General features: G+C 70.6%; 16 protein-coding genes and 1 pseudogene. 7 read left to right on the top strand and 10 right to left on the bottom strand.

The features are described from left to right. Positions 1-203: 203 nt before the first annotated feature. A complete protein-coding gene (locus tag DFJ68_RS07250) occupies positions 204-1,580 on the bottom strand; it encodes an MFS transporter (RefSeq protein WP_121032169.1) in 1,377 nt (458 codons plus the stop codon). 122 nt (positions 1,581-1,702) lie between these two features. On the opposite strand from DFJ68_RS07250, the gene DFJ68_RS07245 reads away from it, so the two are divergent. Beyond that, entirely contained in the window at positions 1,703-2,440 is a 738-nt protein-coding gene (locus tag DFJ68_RS07245) for a transporter substrate-binding domain-containing protein (RefSeq protein ID WP_121035181.1), read from the top strand. 12 nt (positions 2,441-2,452) lie between these two features. On the opposite strand, the gene DFJ68_RS07240 is transcribed toward DFJ68_RS07245, so the two are convergent. Continuing rightward, positions 2,453-3,232 carry an LGFP repeat-containing protein gene (locus DFJ68_RS07240; RefSeq protein WP_121032168.1) on the bottom strand — a complete coding sequence of 260 codons (780 nt, stop codon included), beginning with the start codon at positions 3,230-3,232 and terminating at the stop codon, positions 2,453-2,455. Between the two features lie 116 nt (positions 3,233-3,348). After that, positions 3,349-3,981 (bottom strand): dienelactone hydrolase family protein, encoded by a 633-nt coding sequence (locus tag DFJ68_RS07235; RefSeq protein ID WP_276330720.1) that lies wholly within the window; start codon positions 3,979-3,981, stop codon positions 3,349-3,351. 40 nt (positions 3,982-4,021) lie between these two features. On the opposite strand from DFJ68_RS07235, the gene DFJ68_RS07230 reads away from it, so the two are divergent. The 3 genes from DFJ68_RS07230 (at position 4,022) to DFJ68_RS07220 (ending at position 5,581) form a co-directional block, all read left to right on the top strand. Next, positions 4,022-4,633, top strand: coding sequence for an ArsR/SmtB family transcription factor (locus DFJ68_RS07230; protein ID WP_121032166.1), 612 nt, complete (start codon positions 4,022-4,024; stop codon positions 4,631-4,633). A gap of 82 nt (positions 4,634-4,715) precedes the next feature. Further along, positions 4,716-5,042: an ArsR/SmtB family transcription factor gene (locus DFJ68_RS07225; protein WP_121032165.1), complete on the top strand. Its 327-nt coding sequence runs from the start codon at positions 4,716-4,718 to the stop codon at positions 5,040-5,042. Continuing rightward, a complete protein-coding gene (locus DFJ68_RS07220; RefSeq protein WP_121032164.1) occupies positions 5,039-5,581 on the top strand; it encodes an SRPBCC family protein in 543 nt (180 codons plus the stop codon). Before DFJ68_RS07225 ends, DFJ68_RS07220 begins: the two co-directional genes overlap by 4 nt. On the opposite strand, the gene DFJ68_RS07215 is transcribed toward DFJ68_RS07220, so the two are convergent. Together DFJ68_RS07215 and DFJ68_RS07210 are read right to left on the bottom strand one after the other, a co-directional pair. Beyond that, positions 5,559-6,128, bottom strand: coding sequence for a GNAT family N-acetyltransferase (locus tag DFJ68_RS07215; protein WP_121032163.1), 570 nt, complete (start codon positions 6,126-6,128; stop codon positions 5,559-5,561). The genes DFJ68_RS07220 and DFJ68_RS07215 overlap by 23 nt on opposite strands. Positions 6,129-6,180: 52 nt before the next feature. Then, positions 6,181-7,416, bottom strand: coding sequence for an MFS transporter (locus DFJ68_RS07210; protein WP_170165715.1), 1,236 nt, complete (start codon positions 7,414-7,416; stop codon positions 6,181-6,183). A gap of 35 nt (positions 7,417-7,451) precedes the next feature. On the opposite strand from DFJ68_RS07210, the gene DFJ68_RS07205 reads away from it, so the two are divergent. Continuing rightward, on the top strand, positions 7,452-8,156 hold the full coding sequence (locus tag DFJ68_RS07205; RefSeq protein ID WP_121035180.1) for a FadR/GntR family transcriptional regulator: 705 nt from the start codon (positions 7,452-7,454) through the stop codon (positions 8,154-8,156). Between the two features lie 86 nt (positions 8,157-8,242). Here the strand turns inward: DFJ68_RS07205 and DFJ68_RS07200 are convergent, their stop codons facing one another. From DFJ68_RS07200 to DFJ68_RS07180, 5 genes and pseudogenes are all read right to left on the bottom strand, one after another. Then, positions 8,243-8,560, bottom strand: a complete 318-nt coding sequence (locus DFJ68_RS07200; RefSeq protein ID WP_121032161.1) for a hypothetical protein — start codon at positions 8,558-8,560, stop codon at positions 8,243-8,245. Between the two features lie 502 nt (positions 8,561-9,062). Continuing rightward, positions 9,063-11,420: an esterase-like activity of phytase family protein gene (locus tag DFJ68_RS18460; protein WP_211333290.1), complete on the bottom strand. Its 2,358-nt coding sequence runs from the start codon at positions 11,418-11,420 to the stop codon at positions 9,063-9,065. Positions 11,421-11,782: 362 nt separating this feature from the next. Beyond that, a pseudogene (locus DFJ68_RS19075) lies at positions 11,783-11,911 on the bottom strand (helix-turn-helix domain-containing protein); the annotation flags it as partial. Next, positions 11,905-12,336, bottom strand: coding sequence for a recombinase family protein (locus DFJ68_RS19070; protein ID WP_211333288.1), 432 nt, complete (start codon positions 12,334-12,336; stop codon positions 11,905-11,907). The pseudogene DFJ68_RS19075 and the gene DFJ68_RS19070, both read right to left, overlap by 7 nt. Before the next feature lie 1,457 nt (positions 12,337-13,793). After that, positions 13,794-14,249 (bottom strand): VOC family protein, encoded by a 456-nt coding sequence (locus DFJ68_RS07180; protein ID WP_147431527.1) that lies wholly within the window; start codon positions 14,247-14,249, stop codon positions 13,794-13,796. A gap of 71 nt (positions 14,250-14,320) precedes the next feature. Here DFJ68_RS07180 and DFJ68_RS07175 point away from each other — a divergent pair, with 71 nt between their 5' ends. Together DFJ68_RS07175 and DFJ68_RS07170 are read left to right on the top strand one after the other, a co-directional pair. Beyond that, complete coding sequence (locus DFJ68_RS07175) at positions 14,321-15,166, top strand: alpha/beta fold hydrolase (protein ID WP_121032157.1); 846 nt, start codon at positions 14,321-14,323, stop codon at positions 15,164-15,166. Beyond that, complete coding sequence (locus tag DFJ68_RS07170; RefSeq protein ID WP_245963518.1) at positions 15,163-15,690, top strand: GrpB family protein; 528 nt, start codon at positions 15,163-15,165, stop codon at positions 15,688-15,690. The genes DFJ68_RS07175 and DFJ68_RS07170 overlap by 4 nt, the downstream gene beginning before the upstream one ends. Positions 15,691-15,716: the final 26 nt, after the last annotated feature.

Here is a 15,716-nt window from a genome sequence, read left to right as displayed (position 1 = left end):
CTGAGTCTGGACGGCACTACCGGTGCCATACCCTCACAGACCGTGCAACGACCGGCCGACGGCCCTTGTTCCCGGTTTCGGGGACCACCTCGGACGGACCTCGCCGACAGCAGTGTAGGTCACGTCACGCCGTCCACACGGATGCGCACGGCCACGCCCGGCGGCACCCGCCGACCTGACACGCTCTGCGGCCCTGTGCTTTCTCAGACCACCCGCGGCACGGGGTTGCCGGCCGCGACGATGCCCTCGCGCATCCGCACCCTCGACAGCAGCACGCCGCCGACGACGAAGAAGACGACGAGCACGACGATGGCCCAGCGGTAGCTGCTCGTGAACTGGTAGACGAGTCCGAAGACGAGTGTGCCGAGCCAGCTCGTGCCGCGCTCCATCGCCTGGTAGAGGCTGAAGAACTCCGCCTCACGGCCGCGCGGGATGAGCTGGCTGTAGAGCGAGCGCGACAGGGCCTGCGTGCCGCCGAGGACGATGCCGATGAGCACGGCGAGCACGACGAAGAGCGCGAGCGAGCGTGACGGGGTGAAGAAGGCGACGACGACCACGAGCGTCCAGAGCCAGACGCCGCCGAGCACCGTGCGCCACGCGCCGACCCGAGCCGCCAGCCGCCCGAAGAGCCGGGCGCCGAAGAAGGCGACGAACTGGACGAGCAGGAAGATGCCGAGCACGGTGCCCTGGGGGAAGCCGAGCTCCTCCTGGCCGTACACGCTGGAGCTGCCGATGACGGTCTGGATGCCGTCGTTGAAGAAGAGGTAGGCGAGCAGGAACAGCAGGGTCTGCGGGTAGAGCCGCAGCTCGCGCAGGGTGTCGCCCAGCTGGGCGAGACTCCCGCCGACGACGCCGCGGCTGCGTTCGACGGGCGTGGCCACCGTTCCGGTGAGGTGGCGCAGCCCCAGGTAGGGGATGACGGTGAACCCCGCCCACCACAGCCCCGCCGAGAGCAGGCTGATGCGGGTGGCCATGCTGAGCGTGAGCCCGACCGACTCGTGCAGCGTGACGAGGGCGAAGTTGAGCGCGAGCAGCAGCCCACCGCCGAGGAAGCCGAACGCCCAGCCCTTCGAGCTGACGCGGTCGCGCTCGTTCTCGTCGGCGATGCGGCACAGGATCGAGTCGTAGACCACGAGCGAGCTGCCGAGCGCCATGCCGGCGATGACGACGAGCAGCGCCCCGAGCTGCCAGTTCGTGCCCTCGACGAAGAACATGAGGGATGCCGCGAGCGCGCCGGCCCACGCGAACGCCGCGAAGAGCCGCGTGGGTCGCGGGCTGCGGTCGGCCACGGCCCCGACGAACACGAGTACGAGCGCGGACAGCACCGTCGTGAAGGTGACGGTGTAGAACCACAGCGAGCCCGGCGCGACGGGGATGCCGAGGACCGACAGGGTCGTCGTGCAGTCCGCGCCCTCAGCGAGGTCGGGGCAAGCGGCCGCCTCCGCGATCGACGTGAGGTACGGGCTCATGAGCACCGTCGCGGTCGTGGTGACGTAGGCCGAGTTGGCCCAGTCGTACCAGTACCACGATCGCTGCTCCTTCGTCTCGGCGCGTGTGGCGCCCGTCGCGACGTCGGTCATGACGCAGACTCTGGCACAGGCCCACGACGACCGGGCCGGATGCCGGGAGGCTCGCCCCGCCGGTCGCCGCCCGTGCGCGCGGGGCCGGGCCGGGGCGGCATCCGGTGCCTATGCTCGGGGCCATGCCCGACGACTTGACGCCCACCGCCCCCCACCCGTCGCCCGGCGTCGTCGCCGACCTCGCCCCGGAGGGCGAGCTGCGCGCCTCGATCAACCTCGGCAACCCGGTGCTCGCCCAGGGCACGCCGGGCGAGCCGGCCGGGGTGACCGTCGACCTGTCCCGCGAGCTGGCCCGCCGGCTCGGCGTGCCGCTCCGCCTCGTCTGCTTCGACGCCGCGCGGAAGTCGCTCGAGGCCCTGACGACCGGGGCCGCCGACGTCGGCTACCTCGCGGTCGACCCGGGCCGCGCCACCGACGTCGCCTTCAGCCGGCCCTACGCCGTCATCGAGGGTGTCTACGCCGTGGCCGACGACTCACCGATCACGGCGGTGGACCAGGTCGACCGCGAGGGCGTGCGGGTGGGCGTCAAGGAGGGGTCGGCGTACGACCTCCACCTCAGCCGCACCCTGACCGCGGCCACCATCGTGCGCGGGAGCGACGGCACCGACGTGTTCGTCGCCGAGGCGCTCGACGTCGCGGCCGGCATCCGGCAGCCGGTGACGGAGTTCGCGCGGGCGCACGGGGGAGTGCGCGTGCTGCCCGGGCGGTTCATGCAGATCGAGCAGGCCGTCGGCGTGTCGGTGCAGCGCGACGCGGACACGGTCGCGTGGGTCGCCGCCGTCGTCGACGAGCTCAAGGCGTCCGGGTTCGTCGCCGACGCCCTCGAGCGCTCGGGCCACCCGGGCCTCGCGGCCGACTGACGCCCGGCCGGCTCAGGTCAGGCGGATCGTCGTGCCCTTGCCGGGCACCCACACGATGACACCGTGCTCGAAGCGCTGTGAGAAGCCGCGGTCGGTGGTGCGCACCTCCGCGACCGGGAGCCCGAGGGCGGAGCCGACCCCGCCCGCCTCGACGTAGGTGCGGTCGATGGCTCCGGTCGTGCTCACCGTCGGCGTGCGCGCAGAGCTCCAGACCGTTCCGTGCCTGAACTGCTGGTGCGTGACGAGATCGTCGCCGATCACGTTCACGGGGTCGGCCAGCGGCCGGCCGAGCGGCCCGGTCAGGCCCCCCGCCGCCATGTAGTAGGCGTCGACGGCCAGGACGGTGGCGACGTCGCCGTCGGGGCCGTACCAGCCGTGCCCCGCCTCGAAGGGCTGCACGCGGAACGACGTGTCCGGCACCGGTGCCTCGTCGGCGAGGGGGTAGCCCGGGACGCGGCCCTCGTAGTCGCCGAAGCCCTGGTGCCACAGTCGGTGCTCGACGAGGAGGATGGCGGTGTTCTCGCCGCCGCGCGTCGAGATCGTGCCGCCCTCGAAGTCGCGCCTCGACCACCCCTGTCGGCCGACGATGTACGGCAGCGTCGGCGCACCGACGTCGACACCCGCGGCGATGAGCTCGAGACGCTTGCGCCGGATCGCGTTGCGGGCGACGGGCCCAGGGTCGCCGGTGGTCGACGCCCGTGCCGAACCGGCGTGGGTGAGGCTGACGGCGGTCGACACGACGGCGGACCCGGCGGCGGCGAGCGCGAGCCGGCGACTGACGGTGACTGGCATGGCGGGCTCCTCGTCCTCGGCGTGGCGCGATGCTAGCGCCGTCGAGACGGGCAGGTCGGGAGAAAGCGGAAGTCGGGGTGAAACACCCGCCAACCGGACCGGCGCCGCCGCAGCGGTCAGACGGCGGCGAGGAGGTCGAGGACGCGCGTCGTGAGCAGCTCGGCGGCGGCCGCGTCGTACGAGGGCAGGGAGCGGTCGGCCCAGAGGTGCTGGTCGCCGGGGTAGAGGTGCAGCTCCGCGGCGGGCACGGCCGCGACGAACGCGCGGGCGGCGTCGAGGTCACCGCCCTCCTCGGCGAAGAACGGGTCGCCGTCCATGCCGTGGATCTGCACGGGCACGTCGTCGGGCCAGCGCTCGCCGAACTCCTCGACAGGGGCGCAGGCGTCGACGAGCACGGCTGCTCGAGCACCGGCGCGAGCCTGGGCCAGCTGCTGCGCGGGCATGACCCCGATGGAGAACCCGACGTAGACGACATCGGTGGGCAGGGCGTCGGCCGCCGCGACGGCGCGCTCCTGGAGGGTGCCGAACCCCACCTCGCGAGCGTGGGCGAGCCCGTCGTCGAGGCTGGCGAAGGTGGCGCCCTCGTAGACGTCGGGCGTGTGGACGGTGTGGCCGGCGCCCCGCAGGGTGTCGGCGAACGCGCGCAGCCCGTCGGTGAGCCCGGCGGCGTGGTGGAACAGGACGACCTCGGTCATGGTGGCTCCTCTGGGTCGGTTGCGGTCTGTTTTGGTCGGTGTCGACGTCCGTATGCTTGTCGCCGACGATCCATGAATCTAGACTGATCCAACGATGTCGATCAATACCCCGGACTACGAGATCGCGGAGACGGTGACGGTGGCCTCACCGGAGCAGCTGCGCGCCATCGCGGACCCCTTGCGCAGCACCCTGCTCGACCTCGTCCTCGAGCGGGCGGCCACGGTGGCCGAGCTCGCGACCGCCGTCGGGAGGCCGAAGAGCACCGTGGCCCACCACGTCGGTGTGCTCGTGGATGCCGGGATGCTGCGGGTCGTGCGGACGCGCCGGGTGCGCGCGATCGACGAGCGCTTCTACGGCCGGACGGGGCGCACGCTCGTCATCGGGGTGACCCGTCGACCGCGGGAGCCGGGACAGCCCGCGCCGCAGGACGTGCCGATGTGCGTCAATGCCCTGTCGGTCGCCGCGAGCGAGTCGGTGCCGGCGCACGAGGCGGACACCCTCTACTCGACGCTGCGTCACGCCCGTATCCCGGCGGGGGAGGCCTCTCGGTTCTGGCGGCGGGTCGAGGCCCTCGTCGACGAGTTCAGCGCCCTGCCCCGCGAGGGGGACACGAGCTACGGCCTCGCCGTCGGGCTCTACCCGAGCGAGCAGCCCGTCCTGCCACCGCCGTCGCCACCGCCGCCGGGTGGCGACACCGGGACGTGAGGCACCTGCGAGGGTCCACATGGTGGCGTCGTGGCTATTGGGTACCTCGACAGGTACGTAACCAATCTGGTACACAAGTGCCATGGACGCAGCCCTCAAGGCCCTGAGCGACGACGGTCGACGGACCCTCGTCGAGGCGCTCGCCTCGGGTCCTGCCACCGCCGGTGAGCTGGCCGCGTTGCTGCCCATCGCCCGTCCCGGTGTCTCGCGGCACCTGCGGGTACTGCGTGAGGCCGGCCTCGTCGACGTCCGTCAGGAGGCGCAGCGTCGCGTCTACTCGCTGCGGGCGGAGCCCCTCACCGAGGTGAACGCCTGGCTGACGCAGCACCTCGCCCTGTGGGACCAGCGGCTCGACGCCCTGCACACCGAGATCGCCCGCGGCAAGCGGGAGAGAAGGAGCCCGCCATGACCCACTCACTCGACCCGAAGGGGCCACGAGCATCGGCCCGTGTGCTGGGCACGCTGCACGCCGAAGGGACGTCGGGCGTCGTCCGGCTGCAGGACCGGTACGACACCGGCCCGGTCGACCTCTGGGACGCGCTCACCGACCCTGCCCGTCTGGCCCGGTGGCTCGGCGAGGTGCACGGCGACCTCCGGGTCGGAGGTGAGTTCGAGGCCCACTTCCTCGCCAGCGGGTGGGAGGGGACCGGCCGCGTGGAGGAGTGCGACCCGCCCCACCGCCTGCGGGTGTCGACGCGCTCGCCGGACCAGCCGGACGGCATCCTCGAGGTGACCCTGACACCGGACGGTGACGGCACCGTGCTCGTGCTCGAGGACCGAGGCGTGCCGCTCGAGCAGGTCGCGGCCTACGGGGCCGGCGACCAGATCCACCTCGAGGACCTCGCCTCGTACCTGGCCGGTGGTGGGCGGTGCGAGCCCCGCTCGCGGTGGCAGCAGCTGCACGGTCTGTACGAGCGGCTCCCGGTCACCCCAGCCGACGGCGCATGAGCACGCGTGGGAACCCGTCGAGCACCGACGTCGTGGGAGCGGCCAGCGTGAAGCCGGCGCGTTCGAAGAGCGAGCGCGTGCCCACGTAGGCCATCGTGAGGTCGACCCGCTCACCCGCGTTGTCGACCGGGTAGGCCTCGACGGCCGGTGCGCCCTGCGAGCGGGCGAAGTCGACGGCCCCGTCGACGAGGTGGTGGGCGATGCCCTGCCTGCGGTGTCCGGGTCGCACCCGCACGCACCAGATCGACCACGCGTCGAGGTCGTCGACGTGGGGGATGCGGCGGTTGGTGGCGAACGTCGTGTCGGCGCGGCGGGCCACGGCGGCCCAGCCCACCACGGTGTCACCGTCGTAGGCGAGCACCCCGGGCGGGCCGGCATCCAGCAGCTCTCTGACGCGGTCGCCCCGAGCAGTGCCGGTCAGAGCACGGTTCTCCTTGCTGGGAATCCGGTACGACAGGCACCAACAGACATTGGCGTCAGGGCGTTTCGGCCCCACCATCGTCGCGATGTCGTCGAAGTCGGATGCCGGTGTCACCTCGATGGCCATGTCCGACTGTCTCACGTCGCGCGGGCGGGCGACAGGGATCCGGGTGACGAGGTCAGGCGCCGTGTGAGGTCTCGTCGGCGGGTGACGCGTCGTCGACGAAACGGGGTCGGCAGGCGAACCAGCCACCGACCAGAGCGGGGACGGCGGTGGCGCAGAGCACGACGAGTGGAGCGGTCCACGACCCGCTGTACTCGCGCAGCAGGCCGAGGCCGACGGGGCCGAGGCAGGCGAGGCCGTAGCCGATGCCCTGGACGAATCCGGAGACGGCGGAGGCGGACTGGGGGGTGCGGGTGCGCCGGTTGATGAGGGTGAGGCACAACGGGAACGAGCTGACCCCGACCCCGAGCAGGCACACCCAGAGGACGGTGCCGTCGAGCGGTGCGACGAGCAGGCCGACGTAGCCGGCCACGAGCAGGGCCGAGCACACGACGACGACGGCGAAGGGGTTGGGCAGGCGCGTCGCGAGCTGGGGGACGAGCAGGGCCGCCAGCACTCCCCAGACGGAGTAGAGGCCCACCATCGTGCCGCCCACCGACGTGCTGGCCCCGGCGTCGGTGAGGACGGCCGGGAGCCACGTGATGATGCCGTAGTTCGACACCGCGGTGACGGCGAAGAGGGTGACGAGCCCCCAGGCGGTCGCCGAGCGCCGGACGGTCGGGCGTCGGCCGCTCGCCGCGGCGGGCACCCGCGGTCCTGCCGGCATCCGGGTGGAGATGGCGAGCCACGCCACTGCGGCGAGGGCGGCGGGGACGGCCCAGAGACCGACGGACACCCGCCAGCTCGACCCCTCCGCGACGGGCACCGCCAGCAACGGGGCGACGAACTGGCCGGTCTGCAGCAGGAGCAGGTAGACCGAGGTCCAGACCGCGATCCGGTCGGGGAACCACGCCTTGACGAGGGGGACGATGACGACGTTGGCCGCACCGATGCCGGCGAGCGCGAGGACGGTGGCCGCGACGAGGGTGGGCGTCGACGGGCTGGCGGCGCGCGCGAGCAGGGAGAGCGCCGTCAGGGCCAGGGCGGCCGCCGCGGTGCGCTCGAGGCCGAAGCGTCTCGTCACCACCGGGGCGAAGAACCCGAAGAGCCCGAAGGAGGCGGCCGGCACCGTGCCGAGCAGGCCGGCCACGGCCACCCCGAACCCGAGCTCGTCGCCGATGGTCTCCAGGAGGGGGCTGAAGCCGGTGACGGCGGTGCGCAGGTTGACGGCCGTCAGGGCGACGGCGAGACCGGCGAGCAGCGCGACGGGCGTGCGACGGTCGGACACGACGGGCGTCGTGGTGGTGGTCACTATGCTCCTCGTCAGGCGAGTGATGGGATCATGGGATGAATTTGCAGGAGTCTGGCACACGGCCCTCCCCGCGTCGAGTGGGGCTCATCGACCAGGCGGCGGGGTGGTTCCGCGACGAGGTCGTGAGCGGTCGGTGGCCGGTGGGGGAGCGCATCCCCACCGAGCCCGAGCTCGTGCGACGGTTCGGGGTCGGTCGCAACACGGTCCGTGAGGCACTGCAGTCACTGGTGCATGCGGGTCTGCTGCGGCGCGAGCAGGGCCGCGGCACCTTCGTGCTGTCGACCTCCGAGCTCGCCGGACCGCTGGAGCGTCGGCTGTCCGGGGGGAGCCGACGCGACTACCTCGAGCTGCGCCTCGCCCTCGACAGCACCGCGGCCTCGCTGGCGGCGGGGCGGCGCACGTCGTCCGACGTCACCGTGCTGCGCCGCCTGCTGTGCGACCGCGAGTCGGCCTGGGGGAGTGCGCACCCGCAGGTTCACCCGGAGGTTCGTGCCGAGGCGGACCTCGCGCTGCACACGGCCGTCGTGGCCGCGACGCACAACGAGCTCTACCTGCGGCTCTACACGAGCATGGTCGACGTCTTCGCGATGCACCTTCGCGAGGAGAACGACGGGGGAGGCGACGCCGACGCCCGACTGGCTCACCAGCGTCACGTCGAGCTCGTTGACGCCATCGAAGGCCAGGATGCCGACGCGGCGGCGGCCGCGGTCGCCGCGATCTTCGCGACCTTCATCACCTGAGCCTGTGTGAGGTGTCGTCGGTCGTCGGTCGTCGGTCGTCGGTCGTCGGTCGCCCACCAGGCCGATCGCCACGGGCGGGACGTCGCTCAGAAGAACTCGAGGTACGACCAGCGCCAGGACAAAGCCTCCAGGGCCTCAGGGCTGAGCCCGGGGCAGAGCTTCTCGAACTCGGCAGCGAACAGGACCGACTTGTTCTCCGTGCCGAACGCCTCGCGCGGGATGTCCAGGGTGTCGCTGGTCGCGATGACCTGCTTCACCTGCGCGAGCAGGGCCTCGGGCTGCGGGACGTCCATGGCCAGCACAGCGACGTCGTCGGCTCCGGGGGTGCGCCGGGAGCCGTACCCGACGTGGGCGATGACGGCGGCCGTGAATGCGTCCCGTTCGCCGTCGGGGGATGACGACATCGAGCATCCTTTCGGTCGGAGTGGCACCGAGCCTAGCGAGGCGGTCCGGTGGGAAATGCGTGGACTCCGAGACCGCCACCCGTCTGGGCCTGACCCTCGGACCTGCGGGAGGGCACGCGGGCGGGCCGACGGGAACACGTGTCGCCGTGAGGCCCGTCGTGCACCCCCTCACTCTCGCCATCGGTTCCACACAGCACAGGGTCCGGGATGCCACGAGCCTCGACCTCTACGGGTACGCCGGAAAGGAATGCAGCGGGCATGAGAACCTCGCCGGTTTCCTCGGACTGACATTCCTCCGCGACCGCTCTGTCGTCTTCGATTTCGCTCGGGGCTCTCTCTCCCCGGGCGATCGTCGCGGCGACGGGCGCGCCTAGGGCGTCACCCACCCGCCGGACCGGTACGGGTTGAGCCCCGGCGCTCGTGGGCGAGGGCCGGGGCTCACGGGGGCGGCGTCCCGGCATCCTCACGGCTGGGCCGCCGGACGACCAAGACGCGCCCGCGATCACCGCTGGAGCGCGTAGGGCCTGGGCTGGCGCATCCCCTTGTCGGCCAGCACCGCGCGCAGGACGTCCGGGTAGTCGGTGATGAGGCCGTCGACGCCGGCGTCGATCAGCGTCTCCATCGTGGCGGGATCGTCGACCGTCCAGGGGACGACCTTGAGTCCGCTCGCATTGGCCCGGGCGACCATGTCGGCGTCCGTGTAGAACCGGTACCCGGCGTCACCGGTCTTGCCGGACTGCGGAAGGCCCGCGACGGGGGAGAGGGTCGAGACACCCGGGATGGCGTCGGCCGCGGCGACGAAGTCTCCACCGAAGTCGTCGGCGTCGAGACCGCCGAGCCAGGGCGAGGCCCCCGGCTGGCCCACCTGCAGGAAGTCGTCGTTGGTCAGCGCGACCAGCGGGATCGCCGGGGCGAGATCGTGCATGACCCGGAGGGCGCCCCAGTCGAACGACTGGACGGTGACCTGGCGCTCGAGCCCGGAGGTGGCGATCTCCTCCCGGACGCGCTTGACGAAGAGCTCGCGGGGCGCGGTCTGCTCCGGCGCACCCGCCTCGACCTTGGTCTCGATGTTGAGACGCACCCCCCACGCGCGGTGGGCCCGCACGACCGCGAACACGTCGCGCAGCTGCGCCATCTTCACACCGGTGACGACCTGCTGGGCGGGGTGACCGGGCAGCTGCTGGTAGCCGCAGTCGAGGGTCTGCACCTGGGCGAGGGTGAGGTCGGTGATGAACTTGCCGACGTAGGGGTACTCCCGGTCACCGGGAGTGACCGGTGCGGTGTCGCGGCACTTGACGGCCTGCACCTGACGGTCGTGGGTGACGACGACCGCCCCGTCCTGGGTCACCTGGGTGTCCAGCTCGAGGGTCGACACGCCCAGGGCGAGGGCCTTCGAGAAGCCCTGCGGTGTCTCCTCGGTCGTCAGCCCGAGGCCTCCCCGGTGGGCCTGCACGTCGAACCGCGTGACCGGGTCGCCCACGCGGCGGCTGGGCAACAGGGACTGGGCCACGTCGAGGCGTCGGGGCAGGCGGATCTCGAGGTACTCGTTCTGGTCCGGCTCGGTGCCGGAACGGCCGCCGACGGCGGGGAAGTTGTTGTCGTTCATCACCGCGATGGTGCGACCGTCGATGATCTCGAGGTCCTCGATGGTGACGAACGGGAAGGTGAAGGTCGGGCCGAAGCCGCCGAGTCCCAAAGGGTTCGGCAGGTTCATCAGGTCGACGAGCAGCTGCTTGTGCATGACGCCGTCCCGGCTGGTCCGGTCCAGGTCGACGAGGTAGACGCGCTTGGTCACCGCGCTGGCGCCCTGGCCGTTGTCCCGCTCCAGCACCAGGCCCTGGCGGTCGTTGACCATGATGAAGTCGCCGATGGCGTTCGCGGGGTCGTCGAGGCGGTAGTACGAATGGCCCGGGGCGAAGCTCGCCCGCGTGCCCGTCGTCCTGACGGTGTAGACCCGCAGGTCGCGGGTGCGGCCCTTCGCGGCGTCCTCGGTGGTGACCCCTTCCAGCATCGGGTGCAGGGTGCGCAGGTCGGGCTCGATGGCCATTCCCTCGAAGCCCTTGGAGTTGGCCAGGGTGGGCTGCTGTCCTGGCGGCAGGGTGGGGTCGGACGGTGACCTCACGCCGGGCGTGGGGATCGGGGCGCTCAGCAGGCGACCCGAGGAGTCGGTGTGGAGCAGGAACGGCCCGAACTCCTCCCCGAACCACATCGTCCCGTCCTTGGCGATCTGCATGGACTCGATGTCGAAGTCCCAGCCCGTCAACAGACGGTCGGGAGTGGGGCAGGTGTAGCCGGCCGGGTTCGACGCCGCGGCAGCCGCGCATGCACCGTCGCGCCATGTGGGCCAAGAAATCCGGTTGAACGGGTCCGACAACCGGATCGGGGTCCCGAGGTAGGCGGTCCGGTCGCCCTTCACCGGTGCTGCGCCGACGGCGGTCGGCAGCTGCACCGCGTTCGGGCGGATCCGGTGGACCGAGAGCAGGAAGTCGCCGCTGTTGGCCTTCGAGCCGTACCCGTTGTCGCTCATCACGAGGGACGTGCCGTCAGCGAGGCGGTGCGTGGCCGAGAACCCCTGCACCGGCTGCCCGGCGTAGGGCGCGGGGATGGCTGCGTTGCCCGTCGTGAACGCTCCTGACGGCTCGCTCCCGGGGACATAGGTAGCTGTCGGCAGCACCGACCACCTCAGCAGCATGGCCTTGTCGGGGTCGGGGCTCGACGAGGTGGTGCCCATCGACGCGACGCCGACGGGGGAGACGGTCCGGTCCTCGGCAGCGGATGCCGGCGACGACGTGCTCGCTGCCGCGATGGTCAGCAGGCCGATGGCGGCGGCCCCGACGGTTCTGGTCCTGAACGTTTTCATGGCGACGACTCCTGGGGGCGTGACGATGTGGGCACACCGCAAGCCAAGAGGGCCGGACGAGACACGTGATGACGCGGACATGACCATTGCCGGTCCATCAGGGACGTGTCAGGGGGTGTCGCTCGCTCGGCGCCCAGCGTCAGCACCACCACGCGTGACTCAGCGCTCTGTACGGGCCTTGCTTTGCGACGGGGCAGTGGAGCGGCCAGGCGGACACGAGTCGGGACAGGCAGCAAAAGACGACGTCGGCCCAGCAACGCAGCCCCGAGGCCGACGTCACGTCCTCCGCTCGGCAGTCGAGCATGACGACAGACCCCGCCCCCGTCTCCCGACGCAACGGCCCGGGCGACGCAGCGTTGGGATCACGACACGAGGACCGGGAGCCGCGCGACGGTGGCTTGAGAGACGCGCAGGTGTCCGGCGATCGTCCGTAGGCTCATCCCGTCGTCGCGCAGCTTTCGGGCGATGCTGGCTCGTTCGTGTGTCACGAGCGGAGGTCGGCCGACGGGCTTGCCTCAGGCCTGTGCCGCGGCGAGGCCGGCCTTGGTCCAGTCGATGAGGACCTCGCGCTCGAACTGAGCGACGGCCCCCGAACCACGTGGAAGACGAGCCGTCCGCCGGGGGTGGTGTCAATCGTCTCGGTCAGGCTTCGGAACTCGATCCCGCGCATGGCGAGCTCGTTGACGTGAGCGATGAGATCGGTCATGGACCGACCCAGCCGATCGAGGCGCCACACGGTGAGTACGTCGTCGGCACTGGCTTGCACAAGGGCCAGGCGCAGCTGGGGGCGGCTCATCGTGGACCCGGTGGCGTGATCGACGTAGACCCGGTCCGCGCCGGCGGCGGTGAGGGCGTCGAGCTGTAGGGCGGGGTTCTGGTCGTCAAGGGAGACGCACGTGTAGCTGACGACCGCCACAGCAGCGACATGAAGCCGCCTGAGTTGGCATTGTGATGAAGGGTTTTGGACCCGGGTTCTGGAGCAGTTCTGACGGGCGTGTCGGTCGTGCTCCTAAAGGGATCCCTTTTGGAGGGTCCGGGGGAGCGCGCAGCTCGCCGACGATAGACGATTCGTGCGGTGCGGCTTACAGGCGGCGGATGGCCTTCTTACGAGACGTGGCTCTTGAGGGGAACACACAACCCGCGCAACTAGTCGCCGGAGGGATGAGAAGCGATGTATTCGCAGGTCGATGACGCCGCGCCCCGTCAGCGTTCAAGACGGCTAACTCTGTTGGTTTCAGCGCGTCACCTCAGGATCTTGTCATAGGGTTTTGGCGCCCCCATCACTCGCCGCCGACACAAAGGCCAAACACTGAACAAGGGGACACAATCACAAATAGGGATGCGTGGATCCAAGAATTATGACACCGAGAACTCTTGAAGAGTCTCTGGCCAAACCATTATATAGTCCTCACCTTCAGCGAGCCGGTAGGCAACCCGGACGTCCCCCCATTTCGGCTCGCTGCGTAGTGATGACCTCGCATCGTCGAACGCTTCAAGCGGGTGGTCGGTGTTTATAAAGATATTCATTTCTCGTGAGCCAAAATCGTGGCCATCTACGAACCCGTGATTGTCTTGGAGGCCACCTTCTAGAAGGTCCTCCATGGCGATAAGCGCGTCATAGTCAGATTCGGAGATACCAGGCCATTGCAAAATAAGGATGAACTTCACGAGTGCCTACTGGACATACGGTGGCGGACGGAGGCCATTGGCAACCTGCTTCTGGATGTAAAATAGTTGACCCTCTTGAGGACCAATTGGCAGGGTCTCGTGAGCTGAACGCTCAAGCGCGAGCATTTCTTGCTTCGATCCTCGCGCGAGAATGTTAAGGCTGCCCCCATCAAGTTCCTTCGAGGTGTATCGGGTGTCGGGGTTCTTCGTGATCCCGTACTTGAGATGCTCGCCAGTTGAACTCAACTTCTGGTACAGGACAGTGTCACCAACTCTAGCGACCTCATCGACGCTCTTTGCAGCCCTCGCTCCCTTCAACAGTTTGGACGGCGGCAGTACCACCGCTGCGGCGGCCCAGGCGCAGGAGCTTCCGCTGCCGCGGGCGCATTCGACGAAGTCGTCGACTGTGGCGGCCCAGGCCACGTTCCAGATTTGTCGGGCCGGCGTAGCCGTACCCGGCGGCTTGGGCGGGATCGGTGAGGACGAGGAGGGCTGCTTAGAACCCCGCCAAAGAAAACTCGAGTCGGCGCAACAATCTTGGCCGAATCAAACTGCAGAACATACAGATTCGCTGTACCGATAACCGATATTATGTCAACTCAGCCATCTGCTCCCTTCCCCCGACTGCGCGCACGTGCTCCGAGGCCGAGACAACGTGGCGACGTGGCAACGCCTCGACCTCACCACGAGCCTGCGCGTCGTCCGTCACGACGTCGGAGGGGCGATGAGCTCGAGGTGCCCTCCGCGTGGGCCGTCGAGATAGATGATCTGCGTGCCGGCGCGCGGTCCGGAAACCATGAGATGTGGCGCTCCGACGACCCGCCAGCCGTGTCGCCCGCAGATGCCGATCACGGCGTTGAGGTCGTGGACGGTCAGCGCGATGTGGGTCACGCCGCCCTGTGCAGGGCTGGTGGGCTCCCGTCCATGGGCCGGCGGGTCGTACTGCAGCAGCTCGATGCGGTGCGGGCCGAGTGTCACCGTCGCGGCGCGGATCGTGGCCCCCCGGACGCCGGTGGTGCCTCGCGTAACGGCCTCGTCGAGGGTGAACAGCCGTTCGAGCGAGAAACCGAGGCCGTTGCACCACATGTCCAGGGCGTCGTCCAGATCGGGGACGGTGAGGCCCGCATGGGCGACGTCCGCGACTGGAGATGAGGAGCTCACCCTGCCAGTATCGTGCCGGCCCGAACGTCATCGAAGCCGGACGTCATCGCGCGACGGAGGTCGATCGCGACATGCAGTGGTCACCGAAGGGGCCGGTCGCGCCGGCTGCCCACTCGGTCGACGTCGGTCCCGTCACGCTCGCCCTCCGGGGCTGGCGGCCAGAAGGCAAGGATGCCGCGGCGCCTGCGCCACGCGTCGTCCTCCTCGCCGGCACCGGCGCCACGGCTGACGACTGGGATGTCGTAGCCGGCCACCTCGGCCAGTCTCGCGAGGTCCTCGCCGTCGACCTCCGGGGCCACGGCGACAGCGACTGGCCCGGCGAGTACTCGCTGCGCCTCATGGCCGATGACGTGGGCACGCTGCTGGAACGGCTCGGAGGTCCGCCCGTCGACCTCGTGGGCCACTCCCTCGGCGGTCTCGTGGGCTGCCTCGTCGCAGCCGGCTGCCCCGGTCGCGTCCGACGGTTCGTCCTCGAGGACGTCGGACTCCCCCACCCGCGGCCCCCGGCGGCTCCCACCCGGCCGGCCGGTCCGCTGCGCTTCGACTGGCGCGTCGTCGAGCAGGTACGCCCCGAGATCGACGACCCGGATGCCGGGTGGCCGGGCGTGCTGGCCGCCATCGCTGCACCGACGCTGGTCGTCGCCGGCGGGCCGTCGAGCTTCGTGGCCGCCGAGCACGTCGACGAGCTGGTGACGACGGTCGCCAACGCCCGCCTCGTCACGCTCGACGCGGGCCACCTGGTCCACCAGCGCGAGCCCGGGCTCTTCGTCCGACACGTCACCGACTTCCTCGACCGTCGCAGACCGACCTCCTCGCCGACCCTCGCCCACTCGGGGATACCGTCGACGCCGTGCCCGATGACGCCGACCACGAGCAGACCCGACGCGACGGCCGCCCGCGCCGCCGAGCGGACGTGACCGCCACCGAGATCATCGGCGGGACCGAGAAGCGTGAGATCGTCGTGGTCGACGCCGACCCGTCCTGGGGCGAGCAGTACGCAGACCATGAGCGCCGCATCTGCAGCGCCCTCGGCACGGTGGCTGTCCAGGTCGAGCACATCGGGTCGACGTCGGTGCCGGGTCTCGCAGCCAAGCCCATCATCGACGTCCTCGTCGTCGTCGACGACCTCACCGACGAGCAGGCGTACCTCCCTCCCCTGCTGGCCGCCGGCTACGCCCTGCGCGTCCGCGAGCCCGGCCACCGCCTGGTCCGGACGCCGCACAGAGACGTGCACGTGCACGTCCTCGAGGTGGGCGATCCTGCGATCGAGGACTACCTCGTCCTGCGTGACCGCCTGCGCCGCGACGACGACGACCGCGAGCTGTACGCCCGGACGAAACGCGCTCTCGCGTCACGTGACTGGCCCAGCATGGACGCCTACTCCGACGCCAAGACGGGCGTCATCCGCGCCATCCTGCACCGCGGCCGCGACAGCCGCTGACACCAGCCTGACGAGGTCGGCCCGCC

The organism is Terracoccus luteus, assembly GCF_003635045.1.
GTDB lineage: Bacteria > Actinomycetota > Actinomycetes > Actinomycetales > Dermatophilaceae > Terracoccus > Terracoccus luteus.
The sequence above is the reverse complement of the archived record's forward strand: the minus strand, read 5'-3'. Positions and strand labels throughout refer to the sequence as shown.

Coding starts and splice junctions, on each gene's coding strand:
- DFJ68_RS18460 (WP_211333290.1), bottom strand. CDS start 11,420: ATGAAAACGTTCAGGACCAGAACCGTCGGGGCCGCCGCCATCGGCCTG.
- DFJ68_RS07230 (WP_121032166.1), top strand. CDS start 4,022: ATGTCGATCAATACCCCGGACTACGAGATCGCGGAGACGGTGACGGTG.
- DFJ68_RS07240 (WP_121032168.1), bottom strand. CDS start 3,232: ATGCCAGTCACCGTCAGTCGCCGGCTCGCGCTCGCCGCCGCCGGGTCC.
- DFJ68_RS07215 (WP_121032163.1), bottom strand. CDS start 6,128: ATGGCCATCGAGGTGACACCGGCATCCGACTTCGACGACATCGCGACG.
- DFJ68_RS07220 (WP_121032164.1), top strand. CDS start 5,039: ATGACCCACTCACTCGACCCGAAGGGGCCACGAGCATCGGCCCGTGTG.
- DFJ68_RS07205 (WP_121035180.1), top strand. CDS start 7,452: ATGAATTTGCAGGAGTCTGGCACACGGCCCTCCCCGCGTCGAGTGGGG.
- DFJ68_RS07245 (WP_121035181.1), top strand. CDS start 1,703: ATGCCCGACGACTTGACGCCCACCGCCCCCCACCCGTCGCCCGGCGTC.
- DFJ68_RS07200 (WP_121032161.1), bottom strand. CDS start 8,560: ATGTCGTCATCCCCCGACGGCGAACGGGACGCATTCACGGCCGCCGTC.
- DFJ68_RS07175 (WP_121032157.1), top strand. CDS start 14,321: ATGCAGTGGTCACCGAAGGGGCCGGTCGCGCCGGCTGCCCACTCGGTC.
- DFJ68_RS07250 (WP_121032169.1), bottom strand. CDS start 1,580: ATGACCGACGTCGCGACGGGCGCCACACGCGCCGAGACGAAGGAGCAG.
- DFJ68_RS07225 (WP_121032165.1), top strand. CDS start 4,716: ATGGACGCAGCCCTCAAGGCCCTGAGCGACGACGGTCGACGGACCCTC.